Annotated in this window: 19 protein-coding genes and 1 tRNA gene; 16 read left to right on the forward strand and 4 right to left on the reverse strand. The window is 42.5% G+C overall.

The features are described 5' to 3' along the window. The 10 genes from ACE01U_RS16350 to rpoC all read left to right on the forward strand — a co-directional run. A partial coding sequence (locus ACE01U_RS16350; RefSeq protein WP_000110110.1) for an EF-Tu C-terminal domain-related protein occupies positions 1–113 on the forward strand: 113 nt, incomplete at its 5' end. Between the two features lie 48 nt (positions 114–161). Further along, positions 162–237 (forward strand) — tRNA-Trp (locus ACE01U_RS16355). A 75-nt stretch (positions 238–312) separates the two neighbouring features. Continuing rightward, positions 313–753, forward strand: a complete 441-nt coding sequence (secE, locus tag ACE01U_RS16360) for a preprotein translocase subunit SecE (protein ID WP_151707392.1) — start codon at positions 313–315, stop codon at positions 751–753. Positions 754–760: 7 nt separating this feature from the next. Then, positions 761–1294: a transcription termination/antitermination protein NusG gene (nusG, locus tag ACE01U_RS16365; protein ID WP_004692772.1), complete on the forward strand. Its 534-nt coding sequence runs from the start codon at positions 761–763 to the stop codon at positions 1292–1294. 117 nt (positions 1295–1411) lie between these two features. Then, a complete protein-coding gene (gene rplK, locus ACE01U_RS16370; RefSeq protein ID WP_086209742.1) occupies positions 1412–1840 on the forward strand; it encodes a 50S ribosomal protein L11 in 429 nt (142 codons plus the stop codon). 3 nt (positions 1841–1843) lie between these two features. Next, positions 1844–2539 (forward strand): 50S ribosomal protein L1, encoded by a 696-nt coding sequence (gene rplA, locus ACE01U_RS16375; RefSeq protein ID WP_086209741.1) that lies wholly within the window; start codon positions 1844–1846, stop codon positions 2537–2539. A gap of 298 nt (positions 2540–2837) precedes the next feature. Then, a complete protein-coding gene (rplJ, locus tag ACE01U_RS16380) occupies positions 2838–3344 on the forward strand; it encodes a 50S ribosomal protein L10 (RefSeq protein WP_086209740.1) in 507 nt (168 codons plus the stop codon). A gap of 48 nt (positions 3345–3392) precedes the next feature. Next, positions 3393–3758 carry a 50S ribosomal protein L7/L12 gene (rplL, locus tag ACE01U_RS16385; RefSeq protein ID WP_004692767.1) on the forward strand — a complete coding sequence of 122 codons (366 nt, stop codon included), beginning with the start codon at positions 3393–3395 and terminating at the stop codon, positions 3756–3758. Between the two features lie 301 nt (positions 3759–4059). Further along, on the forward strand, positions 4060–8148 hold the full coding sequence (rpoB, locus tag ACE01U_RS16390; RefSeq protein ID WP_086209739.1) for a DNA-directed RNA polymerase subunit beta: 4089 nt from the start codon (positions 4060–4062) through the stop codon (positions 8146–8148). 153 nt (positions 8149–8301) lie between these two features. Then, a complete protein-coding gene (rpoC, locus tag ACE01U_RS16395; RefSeq protein ID WP_086209738.1) occupies positions 8302–12501 on the forward strand; it encodes a DNA-directed RNA polymerase subunit beta' in 4200 nt (1399 codons plus the stop codon). Positions 12502–12612: 111 nt separating this feature from the next. On the opposite strand, the gene ACE01U_RS16400 is transcribed toward rpoC, so the two are convergent. Then, positions 12613–13464: an alpha/beta hydrolase gene (locus ACE01U_RS16400; RefSeq protein WP_395579963.1), complete on the reverse strand. Its 852-nt coding sequence runs from the start codon at positions 13462–13464 to the stop codon at positions 12613–12615. A 253-nt stretch (positions 13465–13717) separates the two neighbouring features. Between ACE01U_RS16400 and ACE01U_RS16405 the strand changes: the two genes are divergently transcribed. Further along, positions 13718–14074, forward strand: a complete 357-nt coding sequence (locus tag ACE01U_RS16405; protein ID WP_086209736.1) for a YMGG-like glycine zipper-containing protein — start codon at positions 13718–13720, stop codon at positions 14072–14074. Between the two features lie 49 nt (positions 14075–14123). Here ACE01U_RS16405 and ACE01U_RS16410 read toward each other — a convergent pair whose 3' ends face one another. Further along, entirely contained in the window at positions 14124–14609 is a 486-nt protein-coding gene (locus tag ACE01U_RS16410) for a DUF4442 domain-containing protein (RefSeq protein WP_119064203.1), read from the reverse strand. Positions 14610–14725: 116 nt separating this feature from the next. Here ACE01U_RS16410 and ACE01U_RS16415 point away from each other — a divergent pair, with 116 nt between their 5' ends. The 5 genes from ACE01U_RS16415 (at position 14726) to htpG (ending at position 20619) form a co-directional block, all read left to right on the forward strand. Then, complete coding sequence (locus tag ACE01U_RS16415; RefSeq protein ID WP_119064201.1) at positions 14726–15592, forward strand: alpha/beta fold hydrolase; 867 nt, start codon at positions 14726–14728, stop codon at positions 15590–15592. Positions 15593–15760: 168 nt separating this feature from the next. Then, entirely contained in the window at positions 15761–17173 is a 1413-nt protein-coding gene (locus ACE01U_RS16420; protein ID WP_086209733.1) for a Na+/H+ antiporter family protein, read from the forward strand. 318 nt (positions 17174–17491) lie between these two features. Next, complete coding sequence (locus tag ACE01U_RS16425; protein ID WP_086209732.1) at positions 17492–18094, forward strand: OmpW/AlkL family protein; 603 nt, start codon at positions 17492–17494, stop codon at positions 18092–18094. 161 nt (positions 18095–18255) lie between these two features. After that, on the forward strand, positions 18256–18600 hold the full coding sequence (locus tag ACE01U_RS16430) for a lysozyme inhibitor LprI family protein (RefSeq protein WP_086209731.1): 345 nt from the start codon (positions 18256–18258) through the stop codon (positions 18598–18600). Between the two features lie 99 nt (positions 18601–18699). Then, positions 18700–20619: a molecular chaperone HtpG gene (htpG, locus tag ACE01U_RS16435; protein WP_395579964.1), complete on the forward strand. Its 1920-nt coding sequence runs from the start codon at positions 18700–18702 to the stop codon at positions 20617–20619. Positions 20620–20798: 179 nt separating this feature from the next. Here the strand turns inward: htpG and ACE01U_RS16440 are convergent, their stop codons facing one another. Together ACE01U_RS16440 and ACE01U_RS16445 are read right to left on the reverse strand one after the other, a co-directional pair. Continuing rightward, positions 20799–21950, reverse strand: a complete 1152-nt coding sequence (locus ACE01U_RS16440; protein ID WP_395579965.1) for a hypothetical protein — start codon at positions 21948–21950, stop codon at positions 20799–20801. A 77-nt stretch (positions 21951–22027) separates the two neighbouring features. Continuing rightward, on the reverse strand, positions 22028–23442 hold a 1415-nt coding region (locus tag ACE01U_RS16445), incomplete at its 5' end, for a hypothetical protein (RefSeq protein ID WP_395579966.1).

Consider the following 23442-nt stretch of genomic DNA (forward strand, 5'->3'; position numbering starts at 1 on the left):
AGATGTCAGTAGAATTAATCCACCCGATCGCAATGGACCCAGGTCTACGTTTTGCGATCCGTGAAGGTGGTCGTACAGTTGGTGCTGGTGTAGTTGCTAAAGTAACTGCATAATCATAAAATAAAAATGCAAATTGGGGTTTAGGCTCCAATTTGTTTTGCAGGCTAGTAGTTCAATTGGTAGAGCGTCGGTCTCCAAAACCGAATGTTGGGGGTTCGAGTCCCTCCTGGCCTGCCAACTTTTTTATAAAAGATCTTGATGTCGGCAAAACTGGTCATATAATAAGTCGCGAAACCTACGACGAGTACAAAAATGTCGAATGAAAAATTACGTGACGCACAAGGCGACGCGGCAATCCCTCAAAGAAATAATTCTGCTGAAGTAGTTAAATCGGGTTCTCCTTTAGACGTGGTCTTATGGATTATTGCATTGATTTTATTAATTGGTGCAACCATGGTGAATCAACATCTACCAGCATATTGGGCACCAGCCAACGATATCTGGGTGCGCGTTGGGGTAATTTTGGCTTGTATCATCGTGGCATTCGGTTTATTATACGCCACCCATCAAGGCAAAGGCTTTGCTCGTTTGTTGAAAGACTCGCGAATTGAGCTACGTCGAGTGACTTGGCCAACAAAGCAAGAAACCGTGACCACATCTTGGCAGGTGCTTGCAGTAGTTGTTGTTGCATCCATTTTATTATGGTGTTTTGACTACATTTTAGGCTGGTTAATGAAGTTTATTATCGGGTAAGAGAGCTATGAAACGTTGGTACATTATTCATGCCTATTCAGGTTATGAAAAACAAGTGATGCGTTCACTTAATGATCGAATCCAGCGTAGCGCTGTAGCCGATAGCTTTGGTGAAGTCCTTGTTCCTACCGAAGAAGTGGTAGAAATGAAGGATGGTAAGAAGCGTAAATCTGAACGTAAGTTCTTTCCAGGCTATGTATTGGTCGAAATGGAAATGAACGATGAAACTTGGCACATTGTTAAAGAATGTCCAAAAGTTTTAGGTTTTATTGGGGGTACGGCTGAGAAACCTGCACCAATTACCCAACGTGAAGCAGATGCGATTCTTGCTCGTGTACGCAATACTGGTGAAGCACCACGTCCGAAGACGATGTTTGAACCAGGCGAAGAATTACTCGTAATTGACGGTCCATTCACAGACTTTAAAGGTGTGGTGGAAGAGGTTCTATACGAAAAGTCACGTTTAACGTTGACTATTAATGTATTTAATCGACCAACTCAGGTTGAACTGGAATTTCGCCAAGTCGAAAAATCGGTTTAATAGATGTTGTTTGAAAACGCCTGACTTATTTATAGGTCGGGCATTGTTGTTGTAACGATATCGTTACTTATAAATTGGGGAGCCTTCACCGGCGTTTGTACCCAGAGGTAATTTGAAATGGCTAAGAAGATTGACGGCTATATCAAGCTGCAAGTTCCAGCTGGTAAAGCGAATCCATCTCCACCGATTGGTCCTGCACTAGGTCAACGTGGTGTTAACATCATGGCATTCTGTAAAGAATTCAATGCTGCAACACAAAAAGTTGAAGTTGGTTTACCAATTCCTGTTGTGATCACTGTGTACAACGACAAGTCGTTCACATTTATCATGAAAACTCCTCCTGCATCTATTCTTCTTAAGAAAGCTGCGGGCATTCAAAAGGGTTCATCTGTACCAAACAAAACTAAAGTTGGTAAGTTGACTCGTGCTCAATTAGAAGAAATCGCGACTACTAAGGAACCAGATTTGACTGGTGCTGATTTAGACGCACGTGTTCGTACCATCGCTGGTTCTGCACGTTCTATGGGCTTGGAAGTGGAGCTATAAGACATGGCAAAGTTAACTAAACGTCAAAAAGCCATTGCTGCTGCTATTGAAGCAAACAAAGTTTACACTTTAGAAGAAGCCGTTGCTGTTCTTGCTGGTCTTCCTGCTGCGAAATTCAAAGAATCTTTGGATGTTGCGGTAAACCTAGGTGTTGACCCTCGTAAATCTGACCAAGTTGTTCGTGGTGCAACTACACTTCCTGCAGGTACTGGTAAAACTGTACGTGTAGCTGTGTTTGCTCAAGGCGCTGCTGCTGAAGCTGCTAAAGCTGAAGGCGCGGACATTGTTGGTTTTGATGACCTTGCTGAAAGCATCCAAGCAGGTAACCTTGACTTCGACGTTGTGATTGCTGCTCCTGATGCAATGCGCGTTGTAGGTAAATTAGGTACGATCCTTGGTCCACGTGGCTTAATGCCAAACCCTAAAGTGGGTACTGTAACTCCTGACGTAGCTACTGCAGTTAAAAATGCAAAAGCTGGTCAAGCACGTTACCGCGTAGACAAAGCAGGTATTATCCATGCTGCGATCGGTCAAGTAGGTTTTACTGCTGAAGCTGTTCGTCAAAACGTTGAAGCGTTAATCGCTGACCTTAAGAAAGCAAAACCTGCAACTTCTAAGGGTGTTTACATCAAAAAGATCACTTTAAGCTCAACTATGGGTCCTGGTCTTACTGTTGATGTACAGAACGTTTCTAACTAAGTTTAACTTAGACAGAATTTTAAAGCCCTGAGTAAAAATCAAAGCGCTGCTTTGATTTTTACGCAAGAAACGCTCTGTCGTATTTTGCAAACTTAGGCAAACTTTGAATTGATAAATGTAAATTTGTCAGCGTCAAAGACCTCAGGCGAGAGTAATTTCGATTACTTTCTTAATTTTCCAGCCTGCGTAGACGCGGTGGTGTGATTTGTTCATCCTCCGCGTGTAAGTTCAGTGATGAACTTACGAATTGGGAGTGTACTTCGCGTAAGTACATAAATCACCGTTAGGAGGTTTTACAATGGCTCTTCTTATCGAAGGCAAAAAACAGATCGTTGCTGAAGTAACTGAAGTTGCTTCTACTGCGTTTGCTGCTGTTGTTGCTGACTACCAAGGTTTAACTGTTGAGCAATTAACTGCTCTTCGTGTTGAAGCTCGTAAGTTAGGTGTTGCTACACGTGTTGTACGTAATACTTTGGCTAAACGTGCTCTTCAAGATACGCAATTCAATATCTTGAACGACAACCTTGTTGGCCCAACAATTTTAGCTTTCTCAACTTCTGCAGATGATATGGGTGCTGCGGCACGCTTATTCGAAGAATTTGCGAAAACTAATAAAGCATTTGAACTTAAAGCTGCTGCATTTGAAGGCAAACTTTATCAAGGCGAAGAAGTTAGCGTTATCGCGAATCTTCCAAACCAAGAGAAAGCACTTACTATGCTTGCAAGCGTTCTTCAAGCTCCTATTTCGAAATTGGGTCGCTTACTTACAGCGCTTCAAGAGAAAAACGAGTCAGAAGCTGCATAAGCTCAAACTTAAACACACATCATTCAATACCCATTTGGAGTTACTCTCATGGCTTTAACAAACGAAGAAATCTTAAACGCAGTTGCTGAAAAAACTGTTCTTGAACTTGTTGAACTTATTTCTGCTTTCGAAGAAAAATTCAATGTATCAGCTGCTGCTGTAGCTGTAGCTGCAGGTCCTGCTGCTGCTGCTGCTGAAGAGCAATCAGAATTCAACGTTGAGTTGACTTCTTTCGGCGCGAACAAAGTAGCTGTAATTAAAGCAGTTCGTGAAATCACTGGTCTTGGCTTGAAAGAAGCTAAAGACATGGTTGAAGGTGCTCCTTCAGTTCTTAAAGAAGCTGTTTCTAAAGAAGAAGCTGAAGAACTTAAGAAGAAACTTGAAGAGACTGGTGCTACTATTACTATTAAGTAATGTTACCAGGGGGAGAATATTATTTTCTCCCCAAAAATTGGCTGATGGCTCTTGGGTCATCAGCCTTTTTGCGTTACAATAATCGGCTCGATTTTTGTTTGCTTGGTGGAAAATCCATCAAATTAAAATAAAGATAAAAATCAAACGCTTACCAATATTTTTCAAATTTAAAAATATTGGTAAGCGTTTCAATACCACTGAAAATTGCAGCATTTGTAAAAAGTGGTGGCCATATCGGCCTGCGTAATTCCTTCTGAGCCCGTTCTGCAGGCGGGCTCGGTTTACTTTCCGAGGACTCCAGATGGCATACTCATATACCGAAAAGAAACGGATCCGTAAGAATTTTGGTAAATTGCCTAGTGTTATGGATGCTCCGTACTTGCTCGCGATTCAAGTCGACTCGTACAGAACATTTTTACAAGATGGCAAATCACCAAAAAACCGCGAAGATATCGGTCTGCAAGCCGCGTTTCGTTCAGTTTTTCCTATAGAAAGTTATTCTGGCAATGCTGCTTTAGAATTTGTTGAGTATAGTCTTGGTAAGCCTGAGTTTGATGTACGCGAATGTATTCTTCGTGGCTCAACTTATGCAGCACCAATGCGCGTAAAAATTCGTTTGATCTTAAAGGATCGTGAAACGAAGTCTATCAAAGACGTGCGTGAGCAAGAAGTGTACATGGGTGAAATGCCACTCATGACGGATAACGGTACTTTTGTGATCAATGGTACTGAGCGTGTAATCGTATCTCAATTACACCGCTCTCCAGGCGTGTTCTTCGATCACGATAAAGGCAAAACCCACTCAAGTGGTAAAGTACTTTATTCTGCACGTATTATTCCTTACCGTGGTTCATGGTTAGATTTCGAATTTGATGCCAAAGACCTTGTTTATGTACGTATTGACCGCCGTCGTAAATTACTTGCGACTGTGGTTCTACGCGCACTCGGCTATGACAACACGCAAATCTTAGATCTATTCTATGAAAAAGTGCCTGTATACCTAGACATGGGTAGTTACCAGATTGACCTCGTACCTGAGCGTTTACGCGGCGAAATGGCACAGTTTGACATCGTAGATAACGATGGCAAAACGATTGTTGAGCAAGGTAAACGTATTAACGCACGTCACGTGCGTCAAATGGAAGCTGCAGGTCTTGAAAAACTTTCAGTACCTGATGAGTACTTGTACGAGCGTATTACTGCTGAAGACATCACTTTAAAAGATGGTGATGTGATTGCAGCAAATACTTTGCTTAGCCATGAAGTGATGGTGAAGTTGGCTGAAGGTGGTGTTAAACAATTTAACATTCTATTCACCAATGACATTGACCGTGGTTCATTCGTTGCAGATACTTTACGCGCAGATACAACGACAGGCCGTGAAGAAGCACTGGTTGAAATCTACAAAGTGATGCGTCCAGGCGAGCCACCGACGAAAGAAGCGGCTGAAAATCTATTCAATAACTTGTTCTTCTCTTCTGAACGTTATGACCTCTCTCCAGTCGGTCGTATGAAGTTCAACCGTCGTTTGGGTCGTCCTTACGAAGTGGGTACAGATCAGAAGTCACGTGAAGTTGAAGGCATTTTGTCGAACGAAGATATCACTGATGTACTCAAAACATTGGTTGAAATCCGTAACGGTAAAGGTGAAGTCGACGATATCGACCACTTAGGTAACCGTCGCGTACGTTCAGTTGGTGAAATGACTGAAAACCAATTCCGTGTTGGTTTAGTTCGTGTAGAGCGTGCAGTTAAAGAACGTTTAAGCCAAGCTGAAACAGATAACTTGTCTCCGCAAGATTTAATCAATGCGAAGCCAGTTGCCGCTGCAATCAAAGAATTCTTTGGTTCAAGCCAATTGTCTCAGTTCATGGACCAAAACAATCCATTGTCTGAGATTACGCACAAGCGTCGTGTATCTGCACTTGGTCCGGGTGGTTTGACACGTGAGCGTGCAGGTTTTGAGGTACGTGACGTACACCAAACTCACTATGGTCGTGTATGTCCAATTGAAACGCCTGAGGGTCCAAACATTGGTTTAATCAACTCGCTTTCAGTTTATGCGAAGTGTAATAACTTTGGTTTCTTGGAAACACCATACCGTAAAGTAGTTGATGGTCGTGTAACTGATGAAGTTGAATACTTATCTGCAATTGAAGAAGTGGGTACTGTCATTGCACAGGCCGATTCTGCAGTTGATAAAGATGGTACGTTAACTGAAGAAATGGTTTCTGTACGTCACCAAGGTGACTTCGTTCGTATGTCACCTGAAAAAGTAACGCATATGGACGTATCTGCACAACAGGTTGTTTCTGTTGCAGCATCGCTTATTCCATTCCTTGAACACGATGACGCCAACCGTGCATTGATGGGTTCAAACATGCAACGTCAGGCTGTTCCGACATTGCTTGCTGACAAGCCGCTTGTTGGTACAGGTATGGAAGCAAACGTAGCACGTGACTCAGGTGTGTGTGTGATCGCAAACCGTGGTGGTGTGATTGAGTTTGTTGATGCATCTCGTGTAGTCATTCGTGTCAATGAAGACGAGATGGTTGCTGGTGAAGCAGGTGTAGATATTTACAACCTGATCAAATATACCCGTTCGAACCAAAATACATGTATCAACCAAAACGTTGTTGTACGTTTAGGTGATAAAGTGGCTCGTGGTGATGTTCTTGCCGATGGTCCTTCGACTGATGGCGGTGAGCTTGCACTGGGTCAAAACATGCGCGTTGCGTTCATGACGTGGAATGGTTACAACTATGAAGACTCGATCTTACTTTCAGAGCGCGTACTTCAAGAAGACCGTTTAACCTCGATTCACATCCAAGAATTGTCATGTGTCGCACGTGATACTAAGTTAGGTGCAGAAGAAATTACTGCCGATATTCCTAACGTTGGTGAAGCTGCACTGTCTAAGTTGGATGAGTCTGGTATTGTTTATATCGGTGCTGAAGTAACTGCTGGCGATATCCTTGTCGGTAAAGTAACGCCTAAAGGTGAAACACAGTTAACACCTGAAGAAAAATTGCTCCGTGCAATCTTCGGTGAAAAAGCTGCTGATGTGAAAGATTCATCATTACGCGTTCCATCGGGTACTAAAGGTACCGTGATTGACGTTCAAGTGTTTACACGTGATGGTCTTGAAAAAGATGAACGTGCTCAAGCAATTGAAAAAGCGCAACTTGATGCATACCGTAAAGACTTGAAAGAAGAATACAAAATCTTTGAAGAAGCAGCACGTGAACGTATTGTTCGTTTGTTGACAGGTCAAGAGTCGAACGGTGGTGGTACAACTAAACGTGGCGACAAGCTTTCTGAAGATGTGTTGTCTGGTTTAGAGTTGGTTGATTTACTTGAAATCCAACCAAGTGATGAAGCGATTGCTGAACGTTTAACACAAATTCAAGTGTTCTTGAAAGAAAAGAGCTTTGAAATTGATGAGAAGTTTGCAGAGAAAAAACGCAAACTTTCTACAGGTGATGAATTAACAACAGGTGTATTGAAAGTTGTTAAGGTTTACTTGGCTGTTAAACGTCGCATCCAACCGGGTGATAAGATGGCGGGTCGTCACGGTAACAAGGGTGTTGTTTCTAACATCTTGCCAGTTGAAGATATGCCACACGATGCCAATGGTGTTCCAGTCGATATCGTATTGAACCCGCTGGGTGTACCGTCACGTATGAACGTGGGTCAGATTCTAGAGACTCACTTAGGTATGGCAGCGAAAGGTCTTGGCGAAGAAATCGACAAGATGTTAAAAGCGCAACGTACTGTACTTGAGCTTCGTGGATTCTTAGACAAGATTTATAACAAAGTTGGTGGCGAGCAAGAAGATCTTGATAGCTTAACTGATGATGAGATCTTGGTTCTTTCTGGTAACCTTCGTAAGGGTGTTCCACTTGCAACGCCTGTATTTGATGGTGCTGAAGAATCACAAATTAAAGACTTATTAGAGCTTGCGAACATTTCACGTACTGGTCAAACAGTATTATATGATGGTCGTACAGGTGAACAGTTTGACCGTCCTGTAACTGTAGGTTACATGTACATGCTGAAACTGAACCACTTGGTAGACGACAAGATGCACGCGCGTTCTACTGGTTCTTACTCATTAGTTACTCAACAGCCGCTTGGTGGTAAAGCACAATTCGGTGGTCAGCGTTTCGGTGAGATGGAAGTCTGGGCGCTTGAAGCATATGGCGCAGCTTACACGCTTCAAGAAATGCTTACTGTTAAGTCGGATGACGTTGAAGGTCGTACCCGTATCTATAAGAACATTGTAGATGGTAACCATTATATGGACCCAGGTATGCCTGAATCGTTCAACGTATTGACCAAAGAGATCCGTTCTTTAGGTATCAACATTGAACTGAAAAATGGTGACTAAGAAATCTCCCCCAGCCCCTCTTTATTAAAGAGGGGAGCAAGTCCCCCTTTATAAAGGGGGATTTAGGGGGATTAGATATTCCCAAATTTCAGTAAAAACAATATTTGTGACCCAGTTGGGAGAGCGTAGCTCCCCAACACACGGAGAAAAAAATTGAAAGACTTGCTCGATATCATGCGCAAAAAGACGGATTCAGACGGTCATGCTCCAGTTGAGTTTGATCGCATCCGTATTGGTCTTGCGTCACCAGAAATGATTAAGTCATGGTCTCATGGTGAAGTTAAAAAGCCTGAAACCATTAACTATCGTACGTTCAAACCAGAACGTGATGGTTTATTCTGTGCCAAAATTTTTGGCCCAGTCAAAGATTACGAATGCTTGTGTGGTAAATACAAGCGTATGAAATACAAAGGCGTCATTTGTGAAAAATGTGGCGTTGAAGTAACAACTGCGAAAGTTCGTCGTGAGCGTATGGGTCACATCGAGCTGGCGTCTCCAGTTGCACACATTTGGTTCTTAAAATCACTTCCAAGTCGTATCGGTCTATTATTAGACATGACTTTACGTGATATTGAACGTGTATTGTATTTCGAATCTTACGTGGTTACTGACCCAGGTATGACTCCATTTGAGAAATACCAACTTTTAAACGATGAAGAATACTTCAATGCTTTAGAAGAACACGGTGATGAATTCACTGCGAAAATGGGTGCAGAAGCTGTTCAAGACTTGTTAAAAGACATTGATCTTGAAAACGAAATTTCACGTTTACGTGAAGAAATTCCAAACACAACGTCTGAGACGAAGCTGAAAAAAGCGTCTAAGCGTTTGAAGTTGATGGAAGCGTTTAAAGAGTCAAACAACAAGCCAGAATGGATGGTGATGAATGTACTTCCAGTACTTCCACCAGATCTTCGTCCGTTAGTACCACTGGAAGGTGGTCGTTTCGCGACTTCTGATTTGAATGACCTTTACCGTCGTGTGATCAACCGTAACAACCGTTTGAAGCGTCTTCTTGACCTTGCAGCGCCAGACATTATCGTACGTAACGAAAAACGTATGTTACAAGAGTCTGTCGATGCATTGTTAGACAACGGTCGTCGTGGTCGTGCAATCACAGGTTCGAACAAACGTCCGCTTAAATCTTTGGCTGACATGATCAAAGGTAAGCAAGGTCGTTTCCGTCAAAACTTACTTGGTAAGCGTGTAGACTATTCAGGTCGTTCGGTCATTACCGTAGGTCCTACTTTACGTTTGCACCAATGTGGTCTTCCGAAGAAAATGGCACTTGAACTCTTCAAGCCATTCATTTTCGCGAAACTACAAGCATCTGGCCAAGCAACCACCATTAAAGCTGCGAAGAAAATGGTTGAGCGTGAGACACCAGAAGTTTGGGACGTTCTTGCTCACGTGATTCGTCAACACCCTGTGATGTTGAACCGTGCGCCTACACTTCACCGTTTGGGTCTTCAAGCATTTGAACCGATTCTGATTGAAGGTAAAGCAATCCGTCTTCACCCGCTCGTTTGTGCTGCGTTTAACGCCGACTTCGACGGTGACCAAATGGCGGTACACGTACCATTAACACTTGAAGCGCAGTTAGAAGCGCGTGCGTTAATGATGTCGACCAACAACATCTTGTCTCCAGCGAACGGTGAGCCAATCATCGTACCGTCTCAGGACGTTGTCTTAGGCTTGTATTACATCACGCGTGATGCGATCAATGCCAAAGGTGAAGGCATGGTGTTTGCAGATACTCACGAAGTGAACCGTGCACTTGCAACAGGTCAGGTCAATTTACACGCTCGCGTAAAAGCACGTGTACACCAGACTGTGATTGATGAAAATGGTAACCGTGAACAGCAAACCATTGTTGTGGATACCACACCTGGTCGCTGCTTACTTTGGGAAGTTGTGCCAGAAGGTATGGATTTCCAACAAATCAACGTTGAGATGACCAAGAAAAACATCTCTAAATTGATTAACTCTTGCTACCGTAAATTAGGTCTTAAAGATACAGTGATCTTTGCGGACCAATTGATGTACTTAGGTTTCCGTCAAGCGACACGTTCAGGCGTATCGGTCGGTATGGAAGACATGGTGATTCCACCTGCGAAGTACTCAATTATTGAAAAAGCGGAAGTTGAAGTTCGTGAAATTGAGCAACAGTTCGAACAAGGTTTCGTAACTGCGGGTGAACGTTACAACAAAGTTGTCGATATTTGGGCACGTACCAACGACCAAGTCGCGAAAGCGATGATGGACAACTTGTCTTTTACTACTGTTAAAAACAAACAGGGTGAAGATGAGAAGCAAAAATCATTCAACTCGATCTATATGATGTCTGACTCAGGTGCCCGTGGTTCGGCAGCTCAGATTCGTCAGTTAGCGGGTATGCGTGGTTTGATGGCGAAGCCAGATGGTTCGATCATTGAAACCCCAATTAAAGCGAACTTCCGTGAAGGTTTGACCGTACTTCAGTACTTTATTTCAACACACGGTGCGCGTAAAGGTTTGGCCGATACAGCACTGAAAACAGCAAACTCTGGTTACTTGACACGTCGTCTTGTAGACGTAGCACAAGACTTGGTTATTACTGAGCCTGACTGTGGTACTTTGGGCGGTCTTGTCATGACTCCGTTCATTCAAGGCGGTGACGTGATCGAGAACTTAGGTACTCGAGTACTGGGCCGTGTTGTTGCTGAAGATGTGAAGAAAGCAGGTTCTGACGACGTTATCCTGCCACGTAACACTTTGATTGATGAGAAACTTGCAAACTTCTTGGAAGAGCAAGGTGTCGATGAAGTTAAAGTACGTTCAGTGGTTGCGTGTGAATCTACATTCGGCGTATGTGCGAAATGTTATGGTCGTGACCTTGCACGTGGTCATCAGGTGAACCCTGGTGAGTCTGTGGGTGTTATGGCTGCGCAGTCGATTGGTGAGCCGGGTACACAGTTAACAATGCGTACCTTCCACGTAGGTGGTGCTGCGAGCCGAACGTCTGCTGCAAACAGCGTACAAGTTCGTAATAAAGGTACCGTACGTTTCCACAATGTGAAAACAGTACAACATGCTAAAGGTCACTTGGTATCGACTTCTCGTTCAGGTGAAATCGGTATTGCGGATGATTTAGGTCGTGAGCGTGAGCGTTATAAACTGCCATACGGTGCATCTATCTTGTTGAAAGATGGCGAAGCTGTAGAAGCTGGCGGTATTGTGGCGACTTGGGATCCGCACACCCACCCACTTGTAACAGAAGTTGCAGGTAAAGTACGTTTCAGCCAAATTGCTGATGGCGTCACTGTTACCTCTAAAACTGATGATGCAACTGGTATGACAACGATTGAAATCTTACCTGTGACTGCACGTCCTGCATCTGGTAAAGATTTACGTCCTGCGGTTGTTCTTGATACGACGGATGGTGGTGAGCAGTTCTACTTCCTACCACAAAACACGATTCTTTCTGTCCGTGATGGCGAAACAATTGGTGTGGGTGACGTTATTGGTCGTGTACCACAAGAAACTTCACGTACGCGTGACATTACCGGTGGTCTACCGCGTGTAGCTGACTTGTTCGAAGCGCGTAAACCGAAAGAGCATGCAATTCTTGCTGAAATTTCAGGTGTTGTAAGCTTCGGTAAAGAGACTAAAGGTAAGAACCGTTTAGTGATTACTCCAGATGATGGTTCTGAGATTTACGAAGAGCTGATTCCTAAATGGCGTACCATTAACGTGTTCGAGGGTGAGCATGTCAACCGCGGTGAAACCATTTCTGATGGTCCACAAAACCCGCATGACATCTTGCGTTTGAAAGGTGAAGTTGCATTAACCAACTACATCGTGAACGAAGTTCAAGACGTTTACCGTCTGCAAGGTGTAAAAATCAACGACAAGCACATTGAAGTGATCGTACGTCAAATGTTGCGTAAAGTTGATATCACTGATGGCGGTGATACAAGCTTCATCAAAGGCGAACAAGTGGATTACATCCGCGTGATGCAAGAGAACCAAGCTGTTCTTGCGCAAAACAAGTTCCCTGCGAAGTTTGAACGTCAATTGATGGGTATTACTAAAGCGTCGCTTTCTACTGACTCATTTATCTCTGCTGCATCGTTCCAGGAAACCACTCGCGTGTTAACTGAAGCGGCTGTAACAGGTAAAGAAGATGATTTACGTGGCTTGAAAGAGAACGTGGTTGTAGGTCGTTTGATTCCTGCAGGTACGGGTCTTGCGTATCACTTAGAGCGTCGTCGTCAAGAAGCTGAAGCTGCAGAGCATGAGCTTGTAAACGACTTCTCTGATGTGGATCAAGCATTAAGCCAAGCATTTAGCGATGAGTTTAACGGTCTGTAATTAGCCCTTTAAATGAATAAAAAGCCACCTTCGGGTGGCTTTTTTATGCGTGCGAAACAGCAATGCTATGCTTATTTTTTGAAGTAAGCGAGTTACGTTAATCACATTCAGTTAATGAGTTTGTATAAATTGATTCACCGCTTCGGTATATTTATAATTTTTTCCTAAAGAGTTATTGATTTCAGTATGTGAAAGCGGAATAGCGAGTAATTGTGCCTGAGTACCAACGCTTTGTGCTTGTTGAATGAATTGCTGTGCTTGAATACAGGGTTGGTCTGGACGAATTGTTGAACAAACAGCAAGAAATGCAGGTAAGCTTTGATGAATTTGTAAGACAGGAGAAAGCGCTTTCCAATTTGAGGGTTGAGTGCCGAAGGCTTGATCATAAAATCGAGCATGCCGAGTTTGCATGATCTTTTCGATATTGTAAGCGGCACTATCTAAAGCAATGGTGGTTCGCCAAGCTCGAGGTTGTGCTATTAACCAAGAGGGACGTGTGCTCAGTAGGCTCACTAAATGAGCGCCAGCCGAGTGTCCCATCAGCACAAGTTGTGTGGGGTCAGCATGCCAATCAGAGGCATGGTTTTGAATATAAATTAATGCTGCTGCGACATCTTGGGTTTGTTGTTGTACTGTCGCCTCAGGAACTAAGCGATAATTGATTGAAATAAATATCCAACCTCGTTGTCCCCAATAATCCACTTTATTTTTGATCACCATAGTATTATTTTTATCACCTATGCTCCAAGCACCGCCATGGACCATAACCATTAATGGTGCGTTTTTTTGATCTGCTAAAGGCTTAGATGGAAAATAAACATCCATCATTTGCTTAGCATGATGGCCATAAGCAACATTTTTGAGTGATTTTACTGTAGATGAGCTTTGATTATTGAGTACATCTGCACGTGCAGAAGGGTTGAGGCAGAGTAACAGGAATATTGAAGTAACAAGTATTTTCATTATTTTTCCCTTTAAATTCAAAGGTTAAAATCAGTTAAGGATTCTTTCTACAATTTCTTGAATTAAAAGATTTAAGTTATTTACTCGAGGATCTCAAATGAACAAAGTGATATTTCATAGATCAAATGGTCTTTTTAGTTGGTTTGCATTATTACAAAAAAGAAAATAATGCACGGGGTGCAATTACATAATTTGATCATTTTGTGTAGAAAATAAGACTATGCTTTGATCATAGTGTAAAGGAGTTTTGAATATGAAAAAAATAATGGGTGTAGTCTCGACTTTGGTTTTATCAACACTGATGTTCACAGGCTGTGAAAATATGAGTCCTTCTGAGCAGCGTATTGGCACAGCTGCTTTAGGCGGTGCCGTGGGTGGTGCTGCGGGTAATAGTCTTGGTGGTGGTGTCGGTGCTGCGATTGGTGGTGGTGCAGGCGCAGCGGTGGGAAGTAAAACCCAAGGTGGCTCAAACCGTAATGCAACCTACAGTGGTGTTGGTGGTGCGATTGGTTCTGCTGTAGGTAAAAGCGTAATCGGTGGCAATACAGGGGCCGCGATTGGTGGCGCGATTGGTGGTGGTGCAGGCGCTGCAATTGAGGAGCGTAAATAATCTTTTCAGCAGAGCTCTATATAAAGGCACTTCATTGGGAAGTGCTTTTTTATTGCTGAGCTGGTTTTGGTTTTTTACGACGGATATATAAGGTTTTCTCCACTTGTGCAATTCGGATACCCGCATCATCATAAATATTCAGCGTATAAATACGGTGGACAGGGGCATAATTTTCAGCCAGTTGTTTGATCGTTTCAATTTCTTGGGCATCGAGACGAAAGTCTGCGTAGACGGTACTACGCCCTGGGCTGAGAAATTGGATAGTGGCTGATTTGTCCCAAACAATATATTTAGTCCCAAGATGATACATCAGTAAAGTCATATAAAAAGGATCGACCATCGCATATAAACTCCCACCAAAATGTACGCCGACAATATTGCGGTTTTGACGAGTGAGCGGCATTTTGACTCGGATGAGGTAGTTTTTAGGATCAAACTTCTCAATTTGAATACCTGCACCTTTAAAGGGGGCAAAATGGTTAAGAACGTATTTTGTGACAATCGGTGTTGTCACCAATTTTTTTAAAATGCTCATTTCGGTCAATGGTATCTGATGAACTTCTATCCATACTAGAGAAGATGGAAACAATTGGCATTGATCGTTTTGCCAGTGAAGGATAAAAAACAGTCAATAACAATAAGGAGCTAAATATGGAGCTGCAAAGTTACTGGGTACAGACCACAGACCAGCAGAGACTTTATGTGAAAACATGGGGCAATGCGCAGAATCCTGCCTTGGTCTTGGTGCATGGTTATCCAGACAATCAAGAGGTTTGGGAGCCTGTAATTGAGCATCTGGTGGAAAATTTTTATATTGTCACTTATGACGTTCGTGGGGCGGGGATGTCAAGTGTTCCCCGTCGTACACGTGCTTATGCATTGCCTCAGCTGTCATTGGACTTAGAACGTGTGGTGAATAGTGTTATTCCAGAGCGTAGTTTTCATTTGGTGGCGCATGACTGGGGTTCGATTCAGTCATGGGAGTCTGCGACTGAGCCAAAATTTAGAGAGCGTATGCTGTCATTTACCACCATTTCAGGCCCATGCTTAGACCATGCTGCATTTTGGATGCGGGAACAGTTTAAACAACACAAGCCTCAATTTTTGAAGCAGTTGAGTAAGTCATGGTACATTGCGGCTTTTCAGTTGCCTTTTTTGGCACCGACTGTTTGGCAGTTTTTTAGCCCTGAGCATTGGGGTAAAGTTTTATCACGTTTAGAGGGGCGTTCAGACTTACCACTGAATCATCACATTGTGGCAGATGGTAAACATGGGGTTGCACTTTATCGAGCTAACTTCATTCCACGTCTGACCAAACCACGAGAACGCTTTGCCATTTGCCCAGTACAAGCGATTGTGTTGGAACAAGATCAGTTTGTGAGCCCTGCTTTAATTGATGAAATGCCGAAGTGGGCTGAGAATTTCCAACGGGTGAATGTGAATGCTAACCATTGGGCAATCTTGAGTCAGCCTGAAACGATTGCTGGCCTGATTAGCAAATTTGTGGGTAAAGCATAAATTTACCATGGGCTTGTTATAGGACTAAAACTGACTGATAACAAGCCTATCGAAGTGAAAAATCAGACCTTGGGGTTATATAATAGCTTTGGATAAAGCTGAGCAAATTACAGTTTCGACCAATTGAATCTGCTAAAATACCGTTTTTTTTATCATCTTAAGTTTTCCATGAATGCAGTAGTAATTGCGATTGCCGTGATGTTTATTTTGTCACTGGCACGAGTTTCTGTTGTTTTGACTTTGGTCATTTCAGCAATTATTGGTGGATTGGTTGCGGGGCTCAGTTTATCCGATACTGTAAGCGCATTTAATGCAGGTTTAGGTGATGGTGCTGAAGTGGCTTTAGCCTATGCGGTGCTTGGAGCATTTGCTTTGGCGCTGTCTAAATCAGGCTTACCTGATTTATTGGCGCATAAATTGATTGGTTTATTAGGAGTCGAAGTTTCACATCAACGTGCGCGTAAGGTGAAATACTTACTGTTGACGATTTTACTTGTTGCGGCCATTTGTTCACAAAACTTAATTCCAGTCCATATCGCATTTATTCCAGTATTGGTTCCACCACTGTTAAAAGTGATGAATCACTTGAACTTAGACCGTCGTGCGGCAGCCTGTGTACTGACTTTAGGCTTGGTCGGAACCTATATTTTCCTGCCCGTTGGTTTTGGTGCGATTTTCCTAGAACAAATTTTGATGGGCAATATCAACAAGATTGGTGCTGCATATAATTTGCATGTTGAACGTTGGATGATGCCTGTAGGAATGGCCATTCCTGTATTGGGGATGGTGATTGGTACTCTGGTGGCGGTATTCGTTAGCTATCGTAAACCGCGTCATTATATCGACCGTGAAGTGGTACGTGTGACCACGATTGATTTGGATAAACCGATCCGTGCAGGTGAAGTGAATCTGGCTCAAGATGCTGAAGAGCTCAAACGTGAAGCCGAAAATGTACCCGTGATTGCAAAGAAAACCATCTTCATGGCGCTTCTAGCGATTGTTCTAACCCTCATTGCGCAGTTGTATTCAGGCTCTATGATTTTAGGTGGCTTGGTTGGTTTTGCGGTGTTGTCTGGGGCGGGTATTTTTAAATGGCAAGAAGCGGATGATGTCTTTGTACAAGGCATGCGCATGATGGCTTTGGTTGGCTTCATCATGATTTCTGCGGCAGGTTTTGCCTCAGTGATGACCCATACGGGTGATATTAACCAACTGGTTAATGGCGTAGTACACGTGATTGGGGATAACCATGCTTTGGCTGCATTCCTCATGCTGTTCATTGGCTTATTTGTAACCATCGGGATTGGTTCATCATTTTCCAGTGTTCCTGTCTTGGCCGTGATTTATGTACCGCTGTGTGTACAGTTTGGTTTTTCTCCTTTAGCGACCGTAGCGCTGATTGGTACCGCAGCAGCACTTGGTGATGCTGGTTCTCCAGCCTCAGACTCCACTTTGGGGCCGACTGCGGGTCTAGGGGTGGATGGTCAACATGATCATATTTGGGATACAGTCGTGCCGACCTTTATTCACTTTAATATTCCATTGCTGATTTTTGGTTGGATTGCTGCCATGGTGTTGTAATTTAAACCCAGATTATTTTAAAGGGCGATTTTAATGAATCGCCTTTTTTATTATCAAATCAGATTAAAATAATCAGGTTTATAATATTAATTCGTATTAAATGAGTCGGAATTTAAAATCAATATATTTTGATTTTTTATTGTTCTTCTAAAACCAACTAAAATGGTCTATTTAAAATAAAAATACAATAAAAACAAAATATTAAAACATGTATATAAAATACATTATTATTGTCATTGCATATTAAATTTACTCTTGTTTATGATTAATTAATGTTTATTTTTATATTAATTATTTTACAAACAGAGGTTGTTTGAAATGTTAAAGCAAATCGCTCTAATTACATTAATGGGTCTCTCTACATCTGCTGTAATGGCAGGTCAATGGCAAGTCAAAGTCGGTGGCTCTGCTATTGCGCCTACACAGGATACAAAAATTGCCAATGGTGCATTAACTGTTGAAGCAGATAGCGAATTGGCGTTTACACCATCCGTTGAATATTTCTTTAATGACAATATTTCTGCAGAACTATTACTGGCAACTCCGATTAGCCATGATGTTACAGTGAATGGATCAAATGCAGTAAAACTCAAACATTTACCCCCAACAGTAACAGCAAAGTATAACTTTAAGAACTCAACAGGTTTCACGCCTTATATTGGTGTAGGTGCAACGGCATTTATTCCTTGGGATGAGGAAACATCAGGTGTACTTGAAGGGACTAAAGTTAAAGTTAAAGAAGATTATGGTTATGCGGCGCAAGTTGGCTTTAACTATCAACCTGCTGATGCGAAAAACTGGGGTGTGTTTGTCGATGTTCGTTATGCAGACCTAAACCCAAAAGTAGAAACTGTGGTTGAAAACTTTAAGTTAGATATCGACCCAGTGATTTATACGCTTGGTTATAGCTACAAATTTTAATAATCAAAAGTAGCTTTTTAAGAACCTCATCTATGATGGGGTTTTTTTATGCAACGACTAAAGTTGAATAGTGATGAAAGAGTAAATAACTCACCATCAGTCAGTATTAAAATAAAACCATAGATAAAATGTACTGAAGCAGAATAAGAGAGTCATAAGAAATGAAATATATGCGGTATCTAACCGTGCTCTGTGGCTTGGCATGGAGTATCAATATTCAGGCAGCCAGTTTTAATTGTGACAAGGCACAAACGATAACCGAGCATGCGATTTGTGAGCATCGTTCAGTCAATGATGCGGATGTCAAAATGGCAACCACCTATAACATTTTAAAACGTTTGGTTCCAATGGGGACGCGTGGCATGATTCAAGATGAGCAGATGAAATGGTTGAGCCTACGAGACCGCTGTGGCGCATCACAAAGTTGTTTAATGGATGTCTATAAAATGCGTCAGCAAAAGCTCGATCTTCTTTTGGATCGTATTTATCGTCAGGGGCCATTTTAAAAAATTGGAAAAAAAATACTGGTCGCTATTGAAAAACTCATTCCTCACTCCAATTCATTAAGCATTCTCGATAAGACTTAATATATTAAGGAGCGATTGATGAGCGAGCAAAACGCGCACAAACATAGTTTCCAAGCTGAAGTAGCACAGCTCTTACATTTGGTGACGCATTCACTATATTCCAATCCTGAAATTTTCCTGCGTGAGTTGATTTCAAATGCGTCCGATGCCTGCGACAAATTGCGCTTTGAAGGTATTAATCACCCTGAATATTATGAAAATGACCCTGACTTGCATGTACGCGTCAGCTTCGATGAAATCAATAAAACTCTCACCATTTCAGATAATGGGATCGGTTTAACGGAGCAAGAAGCGATTGAAAATCTAGGTACAATTGCCAAGTCTGGAACCAAAGACTTTATGTCGAAACTTACAGGTGATCAGAAATCAGATGCACAACTGATTGGTCAGTTTGGTGTAGGTTTCTACTCAGGCTTTATTGTGGCGGATAAAATTACTGTTGAATCACGCCGTGCGGGTGTGGATGCGGATCATGCTGTACGTTGGGTTAGTGCAGGTACAGGTGAGTTTGAAGTCGAGCAAATTCACAAAGATAGCCGTGGTACGGACATTATTTTACATCTGCGTGAAGATGCGTTGGATTATTTACAGTCTTATAAAGTCAAACAAATTATCAATAAATACTCGGATCACATTAGTCTGCCGATTGAGATGCAAAAAGAGGTTTGGCAGCAAGAAGAAGCTGTCGAAGGTGAAGAAGCAAAACCGGGTCAGTATGTGAAAACGGATGAGTGGGAAGCGATTAACTCAGCTAGCGCACTCTGGACACGCAATAAAAATGAAGTCACTGAAGAGCAGTACATCGACTTTTATAAGAACTTGAGTCATGACTTTGAAGCTCCGTTAGCGTGGGCGCATAATCGGGTTGAAGGTAGCACTGAATATACGCAACTGTTGTATGTACCCAGCAAAGCAGCAGCCAATATTTTTACTCGTGAAGCCAAAGCAGGAATTAAGCTCTATGTGAAACGTGTCTTTATTATGGATGATGCGGATAACTTGATTCCAAACTATTTGCGCTTTGTACAAGGTGTGGTGGACAGTGCGGACTTACCACTAAATGTGAGTCGTGAGCTGTTGCAAGAAAGCCGTGATGTAAAAACCATTCGAGAAGGTAATGCACGTCGTGTATTGACTATGCTGGATGGTTTAGCGAAATCGGAAGATGAAACATATCAAGAGAAGTTTAAAACTTTCTATAGTGAATTTGGTTCAGTGTTGAAAGAAGGCTTGGGCGAAGACTTTGGTAACCGTGAGCGTATTTTAAAATTACTCCGCTTCCCAACTTCAAACAATGATGCGGTGACCACATCATTTGCGGACTATAAAGCACGTATGCAAGACGGGCAAAAAGCCATTTACTATGTGACCGCAGACAGTCTTAATGCCGCGAAGAACTCACCACAACTGGAGTTATTTAAGAAAAAAGGCATTGAAGTTCTGCTTATGGCAGACCGTGTCGATGAATGGGCAATGGAGTTTGTCCATGAGTTTGATGGTACACCACTGCAAAACGTGGCGAAAGGCGCTGTTGACCTAGGTGATTTACAAGATGCTGAAGAGAAAAAAGCACTTGAAGCAGCGGCAGAACAATTCAAGCCTGTGGTTGAAAAACTGTCTGATTCATTGAAAACCAAGACCAAAGAAGTACGTGTGACTACACGTCTGGTCGATTCACCTGCTTGTTTGGTCACTGGTGAGGGGGAGCTTTCACCACAACTGATTCGTATGTTGAAACAAGCAGGACAGGCTGTACCTGAGTCTAAACCGATTTTAGAGATCAATCCTGAACATCCGCTAGTGAAAAAGTTGGAAGGCTCGACACAGTTTGATGATTTAGCCAATGTGATTTTTGATCAAGCCGTGATTGCAGAAGGGGGCTTACCAGATGACCCTGCTGAATATGTAAAACGGATTAACAGTTTATTGCTTCAGTAAAGCATGACATGTTTTAAAAAAAGCCTATCTCTAAGATAGGCTTTTTTATGTCAATGAATCGAATATAGAGACTTCAAGGCATTCTGAACTCGACTCAATCTGTGGGAAATCACATGGTGTGGGTATCCGTGGATAAGTTTGGACTTATCCACAGTTGTGTTTAAAGATTCAGCATTAGACTAAAAAAGTGCCTCAAAACGAACTAAGGCACTGAGGTAATGACTTCGGTCTTCACGTTTATCATTAAAGTAGTTTAAATCCCCTTGGATATAAAACCATTCACGTAAGAACGGTTGGCGCCATGATACAAAAGGCCCCCATCTATTCAACCTTAAGTCATCGTCATTATAGTATCCACCTGTGTAGAGACCGTAGTTAAAACGATTACCATGAAAGAATTGATGCTGTCTAAAGCTATAGTTGTCCCAAGTGAGGTCATCATCCTGCTCATCTGCATAGGTCAGGCTGAATTGGTTGGATAAAAAAGCCTGATTCGGGCGGGCATGTGTCAACTCTAAGTTCGTTCTTAAATAATTTTCACTGTCGATGCCATAGCGGTAAATTTGTTCTGCATAGGCACGGAAATCATTGTCCAGTTTCCATTCCTTAGAGAGTTCAATACGTGCATAAATATCATCGCCTGAACGTACCCCTAAGTCGAAATCAGTGTCAAAAGGCAAACGATCTGACAGTTGAGACCACCTTAAAGCAAGTGAGCTATTGGCATCACGGGTTTGTCGACGGTCAAAGGATTTATCGTTGTCTGCACTTGGTGGGTTTTCATTGGTAATCGCCACATTGTTTTGCAGTTCGTTATCCAGAGAGTCATCTCCAAACACCACACTCAGTTTATTTTCTAAAGTGGGAAGTTTGATTCGTCCTCGAATACGTGGTTTTACATCGTATTCATCATGTTTATTCCAGCGGTTATCGACCAAAATCCGTAGAGTTGCTGTGGCTGGTTTATTGGGATCCGTGTCTCCAAACCAGTCATCAATTTGGGTTGCAGTTTTATCTGCCCAATTCCGAACGCCTTTTTGTTGGCGGTCAACCCAAGTTCGCTCTTCAGTCACGTCGGTGGTGGGCACAATTACTTCGTCAGACTCTTCGGGTAAGAGCGTTGGAAGTGAATCAATCCACTGTGGAATTTGATATAAAAGTCTACTCCCTTTGGGGGGAGACGCAATTTGGTCAATTTCAGCCACATCATGAGGTGGCACGAAATGTTGGGTGCTATCTGTATTGCTTTCCGCCCAAGCCACGTTGACGCATGTACCTAAACTTAGGCAGAAAAATAAAGAGATGGGACTAACATGTCGAGTTCTTTGCATGCTTTCATACTTTATTGTTCTTCGATGTTTTAGTGTTGTAAATTTCACGTAAGAACACAAGTAGAAAATACAAAACTCTACAACTCGTTGGTGAGTTGTTTTTGAATAGAATCAAATAATTGAAATACCGTAATCGGCTCAGCTAAAGTCGAAATTGTATTTTGAATCAGTTGCCAACTGACCCCGTGCTGGCGGTCTAAGACTAAACAAGGGTAGGCGATCTCAGTGCGTGAGAGCTCGACACGTCTTTGGCCATGTATGACCCGAATTTTTTGTCGTTCTTTAAGTACTAAAATAGGGGTATTGAGGTCTGCAGTGCTTTCTTCAAACTGAATAAATTTACGACTATTCAGCAGATCCGCCAAAATAAAGGGATGATAATTTTCGATATGCCAGACCAGTTTGGCTTGCTGGGTATACACTTGAAAAATAGAAAATACATCATGTACATGACCCTGTAATTTCTCCCACTCAATTTCACGGATGGCTGCCAATTGATGATGATTGCTTTGTGCAAATTGTTGGCTCAGGCGAACGGCTTGAGCAGAACTATCAGCACCGAATAGCGCCAAATACTTAATAAAACGTCCCTGTAGACTGGTTTGTTCAGCCAGATAAATCGGATAATCAGACCAATGATCCAGTTGGTCAGAGTAGAGGAGCAAGTCGACATTTGGGCTGATATCAGTCTGCACCGAAATGTCTAGACGATATAGTTTTGGGTCTAAGTGGGTCTGATCTAATTCAAGCAATTGCGCTTGATACTGACCAAGATGGATCTGTGTAGGCAGTATACCTTGCAATGCTGTTGATGATATTTCAGAGTTCAGAAGGCGTTTAGATGAGTCCGTATTTGGCTCAGGCACAATAGTTGGTACATCGAGTCGAGCTGATGTAGCTAAAGGCTTAATAGAGGGGCTCTGTGGCTGAGCTTGTGAATCATTGCTAAGGGCCAAATGATCTAGACCCGAATGTGCTTTTGCTATTTGTGCCAGTGGCAAGTCTAAAGCTGTATCAATAGGGCGGGCAGCTTTCTTGTCTTGTTCGATCTTTTGCAGAGGGACCTGAGAATGCTGTAATTTCCCCACATTTTTTTCCTCAGCTATACGTGGATTCACCGCTTCAAGTTGACTGGTATATGGTCTATCGTCGGATTCTAACTTTATTTCAGCTAAGGTGAGGTCAAATGCCAAATTAGATTCGGGGAGTCGTTTCTCTGGCTCCTGAGACTGTGTTACAGATATATCGACTGTTGAAGAATCTAAAAGCTCAATATCAGAAAACACAAAAGATTTAGAAATAGCTGCGTGTTCAAGATCTACCACATCATTTGTTGTGTTAGATGCTATTGCAACGGGCGTTATAAAGGGATTAGCTTCTGCAACTTCTGCAACTTCTGCAACTTCTGCAACTTCTGCAACTTCTGCAACTTCTGCAACTTCTGCAACTTCTGCAACTTCTGCAACTTCTGCAACTTCTGCAACTTCTGCAA

This window comes from Acinetobacter halobius (assembly GCF_044130335.1).
GTDB lineage: Bacteria > Pseudomonadota > Gammaproteobacteria > Pseudomonadales > Moraxellaceae > Acinetobacter.

What these genes read in the sequence shown, in the direction of transcription:
- secE (WP_151707392.1), top strand. Translation starts at nt 313, where the DNA reads ATGTCGAATGAAAAATTACGTGACGCACAAGGCGACGCGGCAATCCCT.
- nusG (WP_004692772.1), top strand. Translation starts at nt 761, where the DNA reads ATGAAACGTTGGTACATTATTCATGCCTATTCAGGTTATGAAAAACAA.
- rplK (WP_086209742.1), top strand. Translation starts at nt 1,412, where the DNA reads ATGGCTAAGAAGATTGACGGCTATATCAAGCTGCAAGTTCCAGCTGGT.
- rplA (WP_086209741.1), top strand. Translation starts at nt 1,844, where the DNA reads ATGGCAAAGTTAACTAAACGTCAAAAAGCCATTGCTGCTGCTATTGAA.
- rplJ (WP_086209740.1), top strand. Translation starts at nt 2,838, where the DNA reads ATGGCTCTTCTTATCGAAGGCAAAAAACAGATCGTTGCTGAAGTAACT.
- rplL (WP_004692767.1), top strand. Translation starts at nt 3,393, where the DNA reads ATGGCTTTAACAAACGAAGAAATCTTAAACGCAGTTGCTGAAAAAACT.
- rpoB (WP_086209739.1), top strand. Translation starts at nt 4,060, where the DNA reads ATGGCATACTCATATACCGAAAAGAAACGGATCCGTAAGAATTTTGGT.
- ACE01U_RS16400 (WP_395579963.1), bottom strand. Translation starts at nt 13,464, where the DNA reads ATGAAAATACTTGTTACTTCAATATTCCTGTTACTCTGCCTCAACCCT.
- ACE01U_RS16405 (WP_086209736.1), top strand. Translation starts at nt 13,718, where the DNA reads ATGAAAAAAATAATGGGTGTAGTCTCGACTTTGGTTTTATCAACACTG.
- ACE01U_RS16410 (WP_119064203.1), bottom strand. Translation starts at nt 14,609, where the DNA reads ATGAGCATTTTAAAAAAATTGGTGACAACACCGATTGTCACAAAATAC.
- ACE01U_RS16415 (WP_119064201.1), top strand. Translation starts at nt 14,726, where the DNA reads ATGGAGCTGCAAAGTTACTGGGTACAGACCACAGACCAGCAGAGACTT.
- ACE01U_RS16420 (WP_086209733.1), top strand. Translation starts at nt 15,761, where the DNA reads ATGAATGCAGTAGTAATTGCGATTGCCGTGATGTTTATTTTGTCACTG.
- ACE01U_RS16425 (WP_086209732.1), top strand. Translation starts at nt 17,492, where the DNA reads ATGTTAAAGCAAATCGCTCTAATTACATTAATGGGTCTCTCTACATCT.
- ACE01U_RS16430 (WP_086209731.1), top strand. Translation starts at nt 18,256, where the DNA reads ATGAAATATATGCGGTATCTAACCGTGCTCTGTGGCTTGGCATGGAGT.
- htpG (WP_395579964.1), top strand. Translation starts at nt 18,700, where the DNA reads ATGAGCGAGCAAAACGCGCACAAACATAGTTTCCAAGCTGAAGTAGCA.
- ACE01U_RS16440 (WP_395579965.1), bottom strand. Translation starts at nt 21,950, where the DNA reads ATGCAAAGAACTCGACATGTTAGTCCCATCTCTTTATTTTTCTGCCTA.